17 protein-coding genes are annotated in these 14984 nt (G+C 73.3%); 10 read left to right on the plus strand and 7 right to left on the minus strand.

Annotation, left to right across the window (positions count from 1 at the left end; genetic code table 11):
- Positions 1–76: 76 nt before the first annotated feature.
- The gene (locus ABZ479_RS01100) at positions 77–1078 is read right to left on the minus strand and encodes a VldE C-terminal domain-containing protein (protein WP_500459205.1); all 1002 of its coding nucleotides are present in this window, start codon (positions 1076–1078) and stop codon (positions 77–79) included.
- 64 nt (positions 1079–1142) lie between these two features.
- On the opposite strand from ABZ479_RS01100, the gene dapE reads away from it, so the two are divergent.
- A complete protein-coding gene (gene dapE / locus ABZ479_RS01105) occupies positions 1143–2210 on the plus strand; it encodes a succinyl-diaminopimelate desuccinylase (RefSeq protein ID WP_500459206.1) in 1068 nt (355 codons plus the stop codon).
- A 141-nt stretch (positions 2211–2351) separates the two neighbouring features.
- Positions 2352–3086, plus strand: coding sequence for an LOG family protein (locus ABZ479_RS01110; protein WP_499607230.1), 735 nt, complete (start codon positions 2352–2354; stop codon positions 3084–3086).
- A gap of 13 nt (positions 3087–3099) precedes the next feature.
- Here the strand turns inward: ABZ479_RS01110 and folP are convergent, their stop codons facing one another.
- Entirely contained in the window at positions 3100–3960 is an 861-nt protein-coding gene (folP, locus tag ABZ479_RS01115; RefSeq protein WP_500459207.1) for a dihydropteroate synthase, read from the minus strand.
- Positions 3961–4083: 123 nt separating this feature from the next.
- Between folP and ABZ479_RS01120 the strand changes: the two genes are divergently transcribed.
- Complete coding sequence (locus ABZ479_RS01120) at positions 4084–4464, plus strand: cell division protein DivIVA (RefSeq protein ID WP_500459208.1); 381 nt, start codon at positions 4084–4086, stop codon at positions 4462–4464.
- On the plus strand, positions 4461–5051 hold the full coding sequence (locus ABZ479_RS01125) for a DNA-3-methyladenine glycosylase I (RefSeq protein ID WP_499607042.1): 591 nt from the start codon (positions 4461–4463) through the stop codon (positions 5049–5051). The genes ABZ479_RS01120 and ABZ479_RS01125 overlap by 4 nt, the downstream gene beginning before the upstream one ends.
- A gap of 37 nt (positions 5052–5088) precedes the next feature.
- On the opposite strand, the gene chcB is transcribed toward ABZ479_RS01125, so the two are convergent.
- A complete protein-coding gene (chcB, locus tag ABZ479_RS01130; RefSeq protein ID WP_500459394.1) occupies positions 5089–5880 on the minus strand; it encodes a 2-cyclohexenylcarbonyl CoA isomerase in 792 nt (263 codons plus the stop codon).
- A 262-nt stretch (positions 5881–6142) separates the two neighbouring features.
- On the opposite strand from chcB, the gene ABZ479_RS01135 reads away from it, so the two are divergent.
- Positions 6143–6310: a DUF3117 domain-containing protein gene (locus ABZ479_RS01135; RefSeq protein WP_018561471.1), complete on the plus strand. Its 168-nt coding sequence runs from the start codon at positions 6143–6145 to the stop codon at positions 6308–6310.
- Between the two features lie 109 nt (positions 6311–6419).
- Here ABZ479_RS01135 and ABZ479_RS01140 read toward each other — a convergent pair whose 3' ends face one another.
- Positions 6420–7085, minus strand: coding sequence for an O-methyltransferase (locus ABZ479_RS01140; RefSeq protein ID WP_500459395.1), 666 nt, complete (start codon positions 7083–7085; stop codon positions 6420–6422).
- Positions 7086–7220: 135 nt separating this feature from the next.
- Here ABZ479_RS01140 and sigE point away from each other — a divergent pair, with 135 nt between their 5' ends.
- The 5 genes from sigE (at position 7221) to ABZ479_RS01165 (ending at position 11768) form a co-directional block, all read left to right on the plus strand.
- Positions 7221–7997: an RNA polymerase sigma factor SigE gene (gene sigE / locus ABZ479_RS01145; protein ID WP_499607223.1), complete on the plus strand. Its 777-nt coding sequence runs from the start codon at positions 7221–7223 to the stop codon at positions 7995–7997.
- Complete coding sequence (locus ABZ479_RS01150) at positions 7994–8959, plus strand: zf-HC2 domain-containing protein (protein ID WP_500459209.1); 966 nt, start codon at positions 7994–7996, stop codon at positions 8957–8959. The genes sigE and ABZ479_RS01150 overlap by 4 nt, the downstream gene beginning before the upstream one ends.
- Positions 8960–9028: 69 nt before the next feature.
- Positions 9029–10510: a S1C family serine protease gene (locus tag ABZ479_RS01155; RefSeq protein ID WP_500459210.1), complete on the plus strand. Its 1482-nt coding sequence runs from the start codon at positions 9029–9031 to the stop codon at positions 10508–10510.
- A gap of 132 nt (positions 10511–10642) precedes the next feature.
- Entirely contained in the window at positions 10643–11077 is a 435-nt protein-coding gene (locus ABZ479_RS01160; RefSeq protein WP_499607034.1) for a sec-independent translocase, read from the plus strand.
- A gap of 79 nt (positions 11078–11156) precedes the next feature.
- Positions 11157–11768, plus strand: coding sequence for a hypothetical protein (locus ABZ479_RS01165; RefSeq protein ID WP_500459211.1), 612 nt, complete (start codon positions 11157–11159; stop codon positions 11766–11768).
- Positions 11769–11899: 131 nt separating this feature from the next.
- Here the strand turns inward: ABZ479_RS01165 and ABZ479_RS01170 are convergent, their stop codons facing one another.
- From ABZ479_RS01170 to ABZ479_RS01180, 3 genes are all read right to left on the minus strand, one after another.
- Complete coding sequence (locus ABZ479_RS01170) at positions 11900–13060, minus strand: Mrp/NBP35 family ATP-binding protein (protein ID WP_499607028.1); 1161 nt, start codon at positions 13058–13060, stop codon at positions 11900–11902.
- Between the two features lie 79 nt (positions 13061–13139).
- Positions 13140–13667, minus strand: a complete 528-nt coding sequence (locus ABZ479_RS01175) for a DUF1003 domain-containing protein (RefSeq protein ID WP_500459396.1) — start codon at positions 13665–13667, stop codon at positions 13140–13142.
- Entirely contained in the window at positions 13631–14890 is a 1260-nt protein-coding gene (locus ABZ479_RS01180) for a magnesium transporter MgtE N-terminal domain-containing protein (RefSeq protein WP_500459212.1), read from the minus strand. The genes ABZ479_RS01175 and ABZ479_RS01180 overlap by 37 nt, the downstream gene beginning before the upstream one ends.
- Positions 14891–14984 lie beyond the last annotated feature (94 nt).

Below are 14984 nucleotides of genomic sequence, written 5' to 3' on the forward strand. Positions count from 1 at the left end.
TCGCACCCCCGAACGAGGGGATTCACATCTGATGGGTTTGGCGTATCAATCACCCGCCTGGGGGTGAATGCCCGCACTATTGCGCGACGGTGATCCTGACATCGCCCGCGGCGCCCCGCGCGACGTCGGAATTCGACGCCGTCCAGCCCCGGTCGGATGCCTCCGCCGACCACTCGCGGTCCCCGAAGGTCACCTTCTCCACCTTCAGTTCATGGGCGTGCGCCACCGCCCACTGGGCCAGCTCCCAGCCCCGCCGGCCCTCGTCGCCGCGCGCCTCGTTCCCCGCCGGGGCCGACGGCACCGCAACCGTGCGGCGGGCCGGACCCCCGCCCCGCGCACCGTTCTTGGCGTCCTGCGCGGTCCCGTCGCCGGGGTCCGCCGGCGTCTCGGTGGTCCGCGGCGCCACGTCGGCACCGAACTCCCGCACCAGCCGGGCCCGCACCTTCGCCGGGTCGCCCCCGGAGACCGTCCCCGCGGCGACCGGGGTGACGCAGGTGAGCGCCCCGGCGTGCCGGCCGGTCAGCGCGCCGGCCAGCAGCGCGGCGTCCGCCTCGTGCTTGGCGTACGCCTGCGGGAAGCCGCTCTTCTGCACTTTCTGCGCGGCCACCGTGAGGGGCAGCCGGGAATAGCCGTGGATCTTCACCAGGCCGTCGAAGAATTCGTTGGAGGCGTAGACCGGGTCCATGATCTGCGCGGCCGTGCCCCAGCCCTGCGAAGGGCGCTGCTGGAACAGGCCCACCGAGTCGCGGTCCCCGTGGTCGAGATTGCGCAGCGCCGACTCCTGCATGGACGTGGCCAGCGCTATCGTCACCGCGCGCTCCGGCAGCCCGCGCGAGGCCGCCACCGCGGCGATCGTCGAGGCGTTCGCCGCCTGCTGCGGCTCCAGGGTGAGGCTGCCGGCCTCCGTGGTGACCGTGCAGGCCGGATGGCGCGGACCGACGCCGACACCGGCGAAGTGGTACGCGGCATAGCCCGCGACCCCCAGCAACACCAGCCCTGCGGTGGCCAGACGGGCGGCGCGCCCCCGCCTGCGGGGGGCGCGCGCGGCGGGTGTCGAGGTCGACGGTGGCTTCGGCACGCGCACACCGTACCGAAGCCCGCTGTGCCGGGGCCCCGACCCGCCCCCGGGTAGGGTCGGCGGCATGGAACGGCCCGTGCTCGATCTCAGTCAGGACGCCGCCGCCGTGACGGCGCAGCTCGTCGACATCCCCTCCGTCAGCCTCGCCGAGAAGCCGCTGGCGGACGCCGTGGAGAGCGCCCTGCGCGCCCTGCCGCACCTCACGGTCGACCGGGACGGGGACGCCGTCGTGGCCCGCACCCGCCTCGGCCGGGCGGAGCGGGTCGTCCTCGCCGGGCACCTGGACACCGTGCCGATCGCCGAGAACGTGCCCTCCCGCCGCGACGAGGACGGCGTCCTGTGGGGCTGCGGCACCTCCGACATGAAGTCCGGGGTCGCCGTCCAGCTGCGACTGGCCGCCACCCTCCCCGCCCCCAACCGCGACCTGACCTTCGTCTTCTACGACGCCGAGGAGATCGCGGCGGAGCACAACGGCCTCAAGCGGCTCGCCGAGAACCACCCGGAATGGCTCGCCGGCGACTTCGCCGTCCTCCTGGAGCCCACCGACGCCAAGGTCGAGGGCGGCTGCCAGGGCACCCTGCGGGTCCGTGTGGAGACCACCGGGCGCCGCGCCCACTCCGCGCGCAGCTGGCTGGGCGAGAACGCCATCCACAAGGCCGCGCCGGTGCTGGCCCGGCTCGCCGCCTACCAGCCGCGGCAGGCGGCCGTCGACGGCCTCACCTACCGCGAGGGGCTCAACGCGGTCATGATCGAGGGCGGTCACGCCGGCAACGTGATCCCCGACTCCTGCGCGGTGATCGTCAATTTCCGCTTCGCCCCGGACCGTTCCGAGGCCGAGGCCCTCGACCACGTCCGCGAGGTCTTCGAGGGCTTCGAGGTGCGGCTGACCGACAGCGCCCCCGGCGCCCTGCCGGGCCTGTCCCACCCGGCGGCGGCCGCCTTCGTCGCGGCCATCGGCACCGAGCCCGCGCCCAAGGAGGCCTGGACCGACGTGGCCCGCTTCTCCGCGCTGGGCGTCCCGGCGGTGAACTACGGCCCCGGGGACCCACGGCTCGCCCACACCCGCGAGGAGCACGTCGCCGTCGCCGCCGTCCTGGAGGCGGAGGAGAAGCTGCGCGCCTGGCTGTCGTAACGAGCAATTCAGCGGCGCGTTCTTGATCCGCCCGGCGGACGCGGTCGTACCCTGACCGGACGGTAGTGAAAGGAGTCCGACATGGACAGGGACGCGGAGGAGGCGGCCGCCGCCGAGACGGCGGCGGCGGAGGGCCGGCCCATGGCACGCGGCTGGCCCGAGCGCCACACCGGGCCGGTCGTACGGCGCCGGGGCCAGGTGCAGAAGTCCACGACCGACCAGCGCCTGCTGGACACCCGGGAGCCCTCGGACTGGGTCCACAGCGACCCCTGGCGCGTGATGCGCATCCAGTCGGAGTTCGTCGAGGGCTTCGGCGCGCTCGCCGAACTCGGCAGGGCGGTCAGCGTCTTCGGTTCCGCCCGTACCGCCGAGGGATCGACCGACTACGAGACCGGCGTCCGCATCGGCCGGGCCCTGGCCGAGGCCGGCTTCGCCGTGATCACCGGCGGCGGCCCCGGCGCGATGGAGGCGGCCAACCGCGGTGCCTGCGAGGCCGGCGGGGTCTCGGTGGGGCTGGGCATCGAGCTGCCGTTCGAGCAGGGGCTCAACCCCTACGTCGACATCGGCGTGAACTTCCGCTACTTCTTCGTCCGCAAGACGATGTTCGTGAAGTACGCCTCCGGGTTCATCGTGCTGCCCGGCGGCTTCGGCACCCTCGACGAGCTCTTCGAGGCCCTCACGCTGGTCCAGACCCGCAAGGTCACGCAGTTCCCCATCGTCCTGTTCGGCTCCGCCTACTGGCGCGGCCTGGTCGACTGGGTCCGCGACACCGTCGTGGACGGCGGCAAGGCGTCCCCCGTCGACCTGGAACTCCTGCACGTCACGGACGACGTCGACGAGGCGGTCGCCCTGGTGACCAAGGAGATCGGCGACTGAACCGCCGGCGGGGCTACGCCAGCCCCCGTCGGGCGACCGCCGGGGGCCGGTGACCCGCGATCGAGGCCACCATGTCCAGCACCTGACGCGTCTCGGCGACCTCGTGCACCCGGTACACCCGGGCGCCGAGCCACGCCGAGACGGCGGTCGTCGCCAGGGTGCCGATCAGCCGCTCCTTGACGGGGCGGTCCAGGGTCTCGCCCACGAAGTCCTTGTTGGACAGCGAGACCAGCACCGGCCAGCCCGTGGAGGTCATCTCCGGCAGCCGCCGGGTCGCCTCCAGCGAGTGCCGGGTGTTCTTCCCGAAGTCGTGGCCGGGGTCGATGAGGATGGCGTCCCGCCGCACCCCGAGCGCGGCCGCCCGCTCGGCGAGGCCCACCGTCACCTTCAGGATGTCGGCCATCACGTCCGCGTAGCCCACCCGGTGCGGCCGGGTCCGCGGCAGCGCGCCGCCCGCGTGGGTGCACACCAGCCCGACGCCGTGCTTCGCGGCGACCTCGGCGAGCCGGGGGTCGACACCGCCCCAGGCGTCGTTGAGCAGGTCCGCGCCGGCCTCGCAGACCGCCTCGCCGACCTCGTGGCGCCAGGTGTCCACGCTGATCACCACGTCGGGGTGGCGGCGGCGGACCTCGGCGACGAAACCGACCGTCCTGCGGATCTCCTCCTGCGCCGACACCTCCTCGCCGGGGCCCGCCTTCACCCCGCCGACGTCGATGATCGCGGCGCCCTCCGCGACCGCGCGCTCGACGCGTTCGAGGGCCGGAGCGTCGGTGAACGTGGCGCCCTGGTCGTAGAACGAGTCCGGCGTCCGGTTCACGATCGCCATGATCACGGGCTCGTGCTCGCCGAATACCCGTGTGCCCAGCCGCAGCATGTCGCGCCTGCCTCCCTCGAAATGTCGTACGCCGATCGAAGATAGTCGCCGACCGCACGCCGCGCGCACGGCGCGACGTGGCACGATCGTGGCGTACACGTCGAGCCGACCCCGGGAGAGGTCTTGTTCTGGTTCATGCTCATCGCGTTGGTCGCGGTGGTCGGCGCGGTCGCCCTCGCGGTGCTCGGCGACGGCGGGGTGCTCCGTGACGTGCAGCCGGACCGGGTGGACGACCGGCTGCCGCCGGAGCGGCCGGTGGGCCGCGCGGACGTCGACCGGCTGCGCCTGCCGGTGACCGTGCGCGGGTACCGCATGGTGGACGTCGACGACGTGCTGGAGCGCCTCGGCGCCGAACTCGCCCAGCGCGACGCGCACATCGCCGACCTGGAGGCCGCCCTGGCCGGCGCCCACGCCACCCGGCTGGGCGGCCAGTCGCTGGTCAAGGACGCCGAGCAGGCCCCGCAGCCCCCCGAGGACCCGCGCGCCCCCGGGAGCGGGCTGTGAGCGACGGCGGCGTGGTGACCGGGCCGGACGGCCTGGCCCGCTGCCCCTGGGGGCTGTCCACGGACGACTACGTGGCGTACCACGACACCGAGTGGGGCCGCCCGGTGCACGGCGAGGCGGCCCTCTACGAGCGGCTGAGCCTGGAGGCCTTCCAGTCCGGACTGTCGTGGATCACGATCCTGCGGCGCCGCGAGGGCTTCCGGAAGGCCTTCGCGGACTTCGCCCCGGAGGCGGTCGCCGCCTTCACCGACGAGGACCGGGAGCGGCTGCTCGCCGACACCGGCATCATCCGCAACCGCGCGAAGATCGACGCGGCCATCGCCAACGCGCACGCCACCCTGGCGCTGCGCGAGGCCCACGAGGGCGGCCTGGACGCCCTCGTCTGGTCGTACGCCCCGGACCCCGCCGGACGCCCGGCACCCCGCACGGTCGCGGACGTGCCGGCCGTCACGGCGGAGTCCACCGCGCTGGCCAAGGACCTCAAGAAGCGCGGCTTCCGCTTCGTCGGCCCCACCACCGCCTACGCGCTGATGCAGGCCTGCGGCCTGGTGGACGACCACCTGGCCGACTGCTGCGCCCGTCGCTGAGCGCCCGCCGGGCCCGCCTCGCCCCCGCCGCCCGGGCTCAGCGGCCCAGGAAGCGGGGCTTCTCCTTCTTCAGGAAGGCCTCGACGGCGATCCGGTGGTCCTCGGAGGCGCCGGCGGCCGTCTGCAGCTCGTCCTCCTTGGCCAGGGTGTCGACCAGTGAGTGCCCCTCGCCGTACGCGATGGAGGCCTTGACCGCCGCGTAGGCGACGGTCGGGCCCTCGGCGAGCTGCCGGGCGACCGAGGCGGCCTCGGCGGCCAGCTCGCCGGCCGGCACCAGCCGGTTGGCGATGCCCAGCTCGTACGCCTCCTGAGCGCCGATCTTGCGCGGGAAGAGCAGCAGGTCGGCGGCGCGGCTGCGGCCGACCAGCCGCGGCAGCGTCCAGGAGGCCCCGGAGTCGGCGGTCAGGGCGACGCCGACGAAGGAGGTGTTGAAGACGGCCGTGTCGGCGACCACGCGGTAGTCGCAGGCGAAGGCGAAGCCCGCGCCGGCGCCCGCGGCGACCCCGTTGACCCCGGCGACGACGGGCTTGGGCATGGTGGCGATCGCGGTGACGATCGGGTTGTAGTGCTCGCGCACCGTGGACATGGCCGGGCCGCCGCCCTCCTGCTGGAGGAACCCGACGTGCTCCTTGAGGTCCTGGCCGACGCAGAAGGCCGTGCCGTTCGCGGTCAGGAGCACGGCCCGCACTGCGGGGTCGGCGCCCGCCGACTGGAGGGCGTCCCGCAGCGCGACCTTGGTGTCGACGTTCAGCGAGTTCATCGCCTCGGGGCGGTTCAGGGTGATGGTGGCGAGCCCGTCGCTCACCTCGTACAGCACGGTGTCGGCCATGTGGTCCCCTTCGTCGCGGCTCACGTTCGGGGTCAGCATGCCGGAGATCTCCGGGCGCGGACACGTGACCCCCGGCAAACGCGCCGGAGAGTGCGATCACCGAAATGGACGGTTTTGCGGGACAGGGTTCTCGAACGGATGGGAACCGATGTTGGTCATCAGGTCACCCGATGCGGGATAATGGCTGAGAACCAATGTGTTCGAGTCCGGTGGCGCCTGGGCCACCGGTTGCGAAGAGCTGGTTTCAGGAAGGGGAACGAGCATGGCGGCCATGAAGCCGCGGACGGGTGATGGCCCGCTCGAGGTGACCAAGGAGGGGCGGAGCATCATCATGCGCGTTCCGCTCGAGGGCGGCGGACGGCTTGTCGTCGAGCTGACTCCCGACGAGGCGGATGCACTCGGCGAGGCTTTGAAGAAGGCCATCGCCTGACAACCGGCCAATCCAAGCCTTGGGCCCCTGGCGGCATGTCGCCGGGGGCCCACTTGTTTCTCCGATTGGATGCCGGACCGGAAACAGGTGCATTCCGGGCGGGGAATTCTCAGCCGCGCCGTACCGCGCAGAGCAGCCCGTCGTCGGTGGGCAGCAGGACGGGCGCGAGGGCCGCGTTGTCCCGTACGGTCCGCATCAGTTCGCGGAGCCGCATCACCTCCGGCTCGGAATGGGCGGCGTCCATCGAGCGGCCCTGGGCGAAGGCGCCCTCGAAGCAGACCAGCCCGCCGGGGCGCAGCAGCCGCAACGATTCGCCGAGGTAGTCCGGGTACTCCAGCCGGTCCCCGTCGCAGAAGACCAGGTCGTAGCCGCCGTCGGCGAGGCGGGGGAGGACGTCCAGCGCCCGGCCGGGGATGAAGCGGGCCCGGTTCCCCGCGAACCCCGCCTCCCGGTAGGCGGTGCGGGCGAGCTGCTGGCGGTCCGGTTCGGTGTCGACGGTGGTCAGCACGCCGTCGGGGCGCATGCCGTGCAGCAGGTGGATCCCGGAGACGCCGGTGCCGGTGCCGATCTCGACGGCCGCCTTGGCGTCCGTGGCGGCGGCCAGCAGCCGCAGCGTCGCGCCGGTGCCGGGGGAGACCGGGCGCACGCCGGCCTCACGAGCTCGCCCGCGGGCTCGTATCAGCGCGTCGTCCTCGGCGACGAAAGCGTCCGCGAACGCCCAGCTCGCCTGCCGGTTGCCGGTAATTGCCCTCTCCTGTCCGCCTGACGGTTGCAGCCCGCCCGGCGACTGTATCCGTTGCGGTCGGGAACCCGCAGATGGGACCGCTCGTTGGTACCTGCGACGGACCTGAACGTCGGGGCCGGGCGAGATGAGCCCGGCACTTATCCGGAGCTAACGGGCGAGGTGGCTATGGTAGGGGCTCTACTGGACACCACCAGAGCCGACAGGGGAGGTGCGGCTGCGGCGGGTCACCGGGGAGTGCTCTCGCGCTTCCGCAGGTCGGCCGGCGAGCCGAAATCCGTGACCGATACAGCTGACGACCGTCCGCGCACCGACGAGTCCGCGACTGTGGTCGCCAACGCGACCTTCGCCACCGACGGGGACAACCAGGCGTGGACGCCCCCCTCCTGGGAGGAGATCGTCAGTACGCACAGCGCCCGGGTGTACCGCCTCGCGTACCGCCTCACCGGCAACCAGCACGACGCCGAGGACCTCACGCAGGAGGTCTTCGTGCGGGTCTTCCGTTCGCTGTCGACGTACACCCCCGGCACCTTCGAGGGCTGGTTGCACCGCATCACCACCAATCTCTTCCTCGACATGGTCCGCCGTCGTCAGCGCATCCGCTTCGACGCCCTCGGCGACGACGCGGCCGAGCGGCTGCCGAGCCGTGAGCCGTCCCCGGCGCAGCACTTCGCCGACACCCACTTCGACGCGGACATCCAGCAGGCGCTGGACACCCTCGCCCCGGAGTTCCGCGCGGCCGTCGTGCTGTGTGACATCGAGGGCCTGTCGTACGAGGAGATCGCCGCGACGCTCGGCGTGAAGCTGGGCACCGTGCGCAGCCGTATCCACCGCGGCCGTTCGCACCTGCGCAAGGCGCTGGAGCACCGCGCGCCGGCCGCCCGTCCGGGCCGCGCGCCCGTCCTGGCCACCGGCCGGCCGGCCCTGGAGGGCGGGAGCACGTGAGCAGCGGTGTCAGCCGGCACCTCACGTGTGCCGACCAGCACTTGGGTGACCATCTCGCCGCTTTCGTCGACGGCGAGCTGCACGACGACGCCCGCGACCGGGTGCTCGCGCACCTGGCGACCTGCGCGGAATGCAAGGCCGCGGCCGACGAACAGCGCCGGATGAAGGACGTGGTGGCCGCCGCCGCGCCGCCCACGCTCTCGGCGGGCCTGCTCGCCCGCCTCCAGGAGTTGCCCGGGGGTGACGGCGACGGTGGAAGAGGGCCCTTCGGTGACGGCGGACTGATGGAGACGGCCAGCCTCGGCGGCGAGCGCCTCGGCGGCGGCCTCTTCGGCAAGGCGCGCGAGGAGTTCTCGCTGCCCCTGTCCGCCTCCGCGTCCCGCGGCTTCCGGATCCACGAGAGCGGCCGCTCCGGCGGTGCGGTCGCGCCCGTCGGCCCCGCCTCGCCCGCCACCGCGGTCCGCGGGCGGCGCCGTTTCGCGTTCGCCGCGGCCGGCGCGGTCTCCATGGCCGCCATCGCCCTCGGCGGCGCCCTGCCGCTGGACGCGGCGGTGGACGGTGCCGGTGGCACCCCGCTCTCCCGCAGCGGCCCGGGCGCCCCCACGACGCCCTTCACCGGCGGCACCGCGCGTGCGGCAGCCGACGTGTGGAGCACCGCCACCAGCGACCTGCTGCACCCCGCCTCGGGCGGCATGCACCCGTACGGCGTCGGCGCCGCCGACGGAGTGCCCGCCGGCGCCGTCACCCGGCCGCTGGGTCTGTCCGGCGACGAGGGGCCGCTCACCGCCCCGGCCGTATCGGCCGTTCCGGGGGTCACCCCGGCACCCGCACTCGCCCCGCCCGCGACCACCGGCCCGAGCGCCTCCGCCACCTCGCCGAGCGGCACCACGGCCGCGCCGACCAAGCCCGTTCCGTTCGACTCGGTCGTCCCCCTGGTCGGCCACTTCCCCGTGACCCGCTGAGCGGTCGGCTGCGGGCGGCGCCGACTCCTGGTTCAATCCAGGGAGGACTGGTCGTCGTAGGGGAGCACCGTGGACGAGGGGAAGGCCGAAGGGCCGAAGTGGTGGAGCCGGCCGGAGACGGTCACGCCGGTTCCCCCTGAGCCGCGGGACGGGCCCGCCCCGGACGCGCCCGACACACCCACCGGGCCCCCCGCCGAAGCCGCCCCCCGGCACCCCCGGGACCCGTACGACACCCCGCCCTACGGCGAGCCCGGCCCCTGGGCGCCCGCGCCGCCCGTGCAGCATCCCGCCGGCGCGGCCCCGCCGCACCGGCCCGCGACCCCGCCCCCGCCCGCGACCCCGCCCCCGCCGCTGTCGGTGGGCCAGTGGCACCGCTACGACCCCTGGGCGCCCCCGGGCGGCACCACCGGCCCGCAGCGGCCCGCCGCCCAGTCGACGGGGAGCCGCCGCGCGCCGCTGGCGGCCGCACTCGTCGCCGTCACCCTCATCGCCGGCGGCATCGGCGGGGCGCTGGGCGCCTACGTCCACGACAGCGGCGGCGCACCGGACGTGACCCTGCCGCAGGCCACGGCGGAGGCCGGCACCCGGGCCCCGGACAGCGTCGCGGGCATCGCCGCCCAGGTCCTGCCCGGCGTCGTGTACATCCACGTCAAGGGCGACGCCGGGGAGGGCACCGGCACCGGCTTCGTGCTGGACGACGAGGGCCACATCCTCACCAACAACCACGTGGTGGAGAGCGTCGCCAAGAGCGGGACCATCTCGGTGACCTTCAACGGCGGCCAGGTCGAACCCGCCACGATCGTGGGCCGGGACACCGGCTACGACCTCGCGGTCATCAAGGTCAGCGGCGTCAAGGGGCTCCACCCGCTGACCCTCGGCGACTCCGACGCCGCCCAGGTCGGCGACCCGGTCGTCGCCATCGGCGCCCCCTACGGCCTGGAGGGCACCGTCACCTCCGGCATCATCAGCGCCACCCAGCGCCCGATCACCGCCGGCGGGGAGACCAACAGCAACGACGTCAGCTACGTCGACGCCATCCAGACCGACGCCCCGATCAACCCGGGCAACTCCGGCGGTCCGCTGGTCGACGCCAAGGGCCTGGTCATCGGGATCAACAGCGCCATCCGCTCGGCGGACAGCGGCACCGACCCGTTCGGCAACAGCAGCCAGGGCGGGAGCATCGGCCTCGGCTTCGCCATCCCCGTCAACCAGGCCAAGCGGGTCGCCGAGCAGCTGATCAACGACGGCAAGGCCACCCACCCGGTGATCGGCGTCAGCATCAACCTGCAGTACTCCGGCGACGGCGCCCAGGTCAGCCCCGACGGCCAGGGCGAGGGCGACTCGGTCACCCCGAACGGCCCGGGCGCCAAGGCGGGCATCGAACCGGGCGACGTGATCACCGCCATCGACGGCAAGCGGGTGCACAACGGCGAGGAGCTGATCGTGCGGATCCGCGCCCACCGGCCGGGCGACACGTTGCAGCTGACCGTGAAGCGGGGCGGCAAGGAGCGGGCCGTGGAGCTGACCCTGGGCTCGGCCAGCGGGAACTGAGCACGGCGAATTCGGGATTTACCGGGGCGCGACCTACTGTTGACCCTGCCTACTCCCGTGCAGGCGGTTGGGCCAGGTACGGTGAGATGCGCCGGATTCCGTCCGCCGGCCGAGGCCACGAGGAGCTGCACGGTGTTTTCAGACATAGGCGCGCTGGAGGTCGTCGCGCTCGTGATCCTTGCCGTGCTCGTGTTCGGGCCGGACAAGCTGCCCAAGGTCATCAAGGACGTGATGCAGTTCGTCCGCAAGGTCCGGGAGTTCTCGGACAGCGCGAAGGCCGACATCCGCAACGAGCTGGGCCCGGAGTTCAAGGACTTCGAGTTCGAGGACCTGCACCCGAAGAACTTCGTCCGCAAGCAGCTGATGGACAACGACGAGCTGGGCCTGAAGGAGATCCGCAACGGATTCGACTTCAAGGAGGAGATGTCGGCGGTCACGGACGCCGTGCACGGCCGTGACAGCGGCGGCGGCTCGGGCTCCGGGGCTTCCCCGGGCACCCCCGACCGGCTGCGCAAGCGCGACGTGTCCCCCGGCGAGGCCCCGCCGTTCGATTCCGACGCCACCTGATACGGGGGCCCTGCCCCGTTCACGCTGCGCGAGTGGCTATTCTCCCTTTGTTTGCCCTTATGGAGGAGGCCCCGCGCGTATGGAGACCACAGCTGATCCGGCGGATCGTACGGTCGACGGCCATCTCACGGCCGACTTCCCCTGGTACGGGCTGGACGAGGCGTTCACCGGCGAGCGCTGGCTCGCCCCCGTCGGCCTGAACGCCGACGGCACGGTCGAGCACGGCTCCACCGGCCACGGCGACGAACCGTCCGTCAAGGTCGAGCCCACCCCCGACAACCGCCGCTTCGTGGTGGTCGTCACGGTCGCCGAGCGCCCCGTCCGGCGCAGCTCGGACGGCACCGGCGTGCTGGACGCCACCTCCGTCGCCACGGCGGCCTGGCTGGCGGGCTCGGGACTGCTCTCGTGCACCTGGCCCACCCATATGGAGCGGCACCTGCGGCAGGACTGGCTCGACCAGCAGACCGCCATCGCCTGGGACCTCGCGGACAACCTCGAGGGCCCCGGCTGGTCGGCGCTCACCCTGCCCGTGGACGGCGCCCCGACGCCCTTCCACTACCGGGAGTCGGAGTACGGCTGGGTGATGGCCGGATCGGCGCGCGGGGTGCACCTCGGTGCCTTCGGGCGCGGGATGAGCGCCTACGGCCTCGGCCTGGCCCAGGTGAAGGACATCACCACGTACCGGCCGTGAGAGACGGCTCAGGGGCGCCTCCCGGACCGGGAGGCGCCCCTGAGGTGTTCACGGGGCCGGTACGCGGCCCTGCCGCCGCACGGGCGCCTGGCCGTACGACCCGGCGTGCCGGACGTGCCGGACGTGCCGGGTCAGAACTTGTTGCGCGGCGTGATGCCCAGCGACAGACCGGCGAGACCGCGCTGGCGGCCGCCGAGCTTGCCCGCGATGGCCCGCAGCGCCGAGCCGGCCGGGGACTCCGGGTCGGTGAGGACGACCGGGCGGCCGTCGTCGCCGCCCTCGCGCAGCCGCACGTCGATCGGGATCTGGCCGAGCACCGGCACGGTGGCTCCGGTGGTGCGGGTCAGGCCCTCGGCGACCCGCTCGCCGCCGCCGGCGCCGAAGACGTCGACCATCTCGCCGCAGTGCGGGCAGGGCAGCCCGGACATGTTCTCGATGACACCGACGATCTTCTGGTGGGTCTGGACGGCGATGGTGCCCGCGCGCTCGGCGACCTCGGCCGCCGCCTGCTGGGGCGTCGTCACCACGAGGATCTCGGCGTTCGGGACCAGCTGCGCGACGGAGATCGCGATGTCGCCGGTGCCGGGCGGCAGGTCGAGCAGCAGCACGTCCAGGTCGCCCCAGTACACGTCGGCGAGGAACTGCTGCAGCGCCCGGTGGAGCATCGGGCCGCGCCACACCACCGGGGCGTTGCCCGGGGTGAACATGCCGATGGAGATGACCTTCACACCGTTGGCCGAGGGCGGCATGATCATGTTCTCGACCTGGGTCGGACGGCCGTCCGCACCGAGCATCCGCGGCACGCTGTGGCCGTAGATGTCGGCGTCGACCACACCGACCTTCAGCCCGTCGGCGGCCATCGCGGCGGCCAGGTTCACCGTCACCGAGGACTTGCCGACGCCGCCCTTGCCGGAGGCGACCGCGTACACCCGGGTCAGCGAACCGGGCTTGGCGAACGGGATCTCGCGCTCCGCCTGGCCGCCGCGCAGCGAGGTGGCCAGCTCGCGGCGCTGCTCGTCGCTCATCACGTCCAGCTCGACGGTCACACCGCTGACCCCGGGGACCTTCGCGACGGCGGTCGTCACCAAGCTGGTGATGGTGTCCCGCATCGGACAGCCCGAGACCGTCAGGTACACACCGACCCGCACCGCGCCGTCGTCCGCGATGTCGACCGATTTGACCATGCCCAGGTCGGTGATCGGCTTGTGGATCTCGGGGTCGTTCACCGTCGCGAGCGCGGCCCGCACCGCGTCGGGCGAGGGGGAGGAGCCTGGGTGAGGATCGGTAGCCATGCGTCGATGGTACGTCCCGCACCGTGCCCGCAGGACCCCCGGTGGGCGGGTTCACACCCCCGCCGGCGCACCCCGTCGCTCACTCCGCCTCGGCCCGCTGCCGCTCCTCGATGTCCTTCAGCAGGTCCTGCAGTTCGGAGCGGATCCAGTCGCGCGTGGCGACCTCCCCCAGGCCCAGCCGCAGCGCGGCCACCTCGCGGGTCAGGTACTCGGTGTCGGCGATGCTGCGCTCGTTCGCCTTGCGGTCCTGCTCCAGGTTGACCCGGTCGCGGTCGTCCTGCCGGTTCTGCGCCAGCAGGATCAGCGGGGCGGCGTAGGAGGCCTGCAGCGACAGCATCAGGGTCAGGAAGATGAAGGGGTACGAGTCCCAGCGCAGCTCCCTCGGGGCCAGCGCGTTCCACGCCACCCACGCGATGATCACCACCGTCATCCAGACGATGAAGCGGCCGGTCCCCAGGAAGCGGGCGATCTTCTCCGACAGCCGCCCGAAGGCCTCCGGGTCGTAGGAGGGCAGCAGGCTGATCCGCGGGACCCGCGGCTGGTCCAGGCGGATGCGCGGGCGCTCCTCGCTCACTGCGCCTCCTCGCGCAGCTCCGTCTCGCGCCAGTCCTCCGGCAGCAGGTGGTCCAGGACGTCGTCGACGGTGACGGCGCCCAGCAGGGAGCCGCCGTCGTCGACGACCGGCACCGACACCATGTTGTACGTGGCGAGGAAGCTGGTGACCGCCGGCAGCGGGGTGTCCGGCGCCAGCGGCTGCAGGTCGCGGTCGAGCAGCGCGCTGACCAGGGTGAACGGGGGGTCGCGCAGCAGCCGCTGGAAGTGCACCGTGCCCAGGTACTTGCCGGTCGGGGTCTCGTCCGGCGGCCGGCAGACGTACACCTGCGCGGCGAGCGCGGGGGACAGGTCCGGGTTGCGGACCCGGGCCAGGGCGTCGGCGACGGTGGCGTCGGGGCGCAGCACGATCGGTTCGGTGGTCATCAGACCCCCGGCGGTGCGCTCCTCGTACGACATCAGCCGCCGCATGTCGGCCGCCTCGTGCGGCTCCATCAGACCGAGCAGCCGTTCCTGCTCCTCCTCCGGCAGCTCCGCCAGCAGGTCGGCGGCGTCGTCCGGGTCCATCGCCTCCAGCACGTCGGCGGCCCGCTCCTCCTTGAGCTTGCCGAGGATCTCCACCTGGTCGTCGTCCGGCAGCTCCTCCAGGACGTCGGCGAGCCGGTCGTCGTCGAGGGCGGCGGCTACCTCGGCGCGGCGCTTGGGCGACAGGTGGTGCAGGACGTTCGCCAGGTCGGCCGGGCGCAACTGGTCGAAGGTGGCCAGCAGCGCCTCCGCGCCCTGCGCGTGCTCGTCCAGCGAGAAGCCGGTGACCGCCGACCACTCCACGGTCAGTGTCAGGCCGCTGCGCCGCAGCGGGCCGCCCTTGCCGCGGCGGACGAAGGCCTTGTCGATCTCCCAGTCGCGGCGTGAGGCCAGCCGCACCATGGACACGTCCAGCACGGTCACCTCCTCGCCGGTCTCGACGAGCGTCACCCGGCGGTCGAGCAGTTCGCCGAGGACGAGGGTCTCGGTCGGGCGCTGTTCGAAGCGCTGCATGTTGACGACACCGGTGGTGATCACCTGACCGGACTCCACGCCCGTCACGCGCGTGATCGGCAGGAAGATCCGGCGCCGGCTGACGACCTCCACCACCAGCCCCAGCACACGCGGCGGCCGGCCCCCGACGCGCAGCATCACGACCACGTCCCGGACCCGGCCGACCTGGTCGCCGTTGGGATCGAAGACCCGCACCCCGGACAGGTGCGAGACGAAGACCCGGGAGGTTCCCGCTGGCATGCCGCCAGGCTAACGCCGCTCCCGCGGGCGGGGCGCGCGGTAATGCTCCACGGGTGCTTCGCACGGCGTTCACAGGGGTTCACCCGGCCAGCGG

Source organism: Streptomyces sp. NPDC005722, from assembly GCF_040630935.1.
Classification (GTDB): domain Bacteria; phylum Actinomycetota; class Actinomycetes; order Streptomycetales; family Streptomycetaceae; genus Actinacidiphila.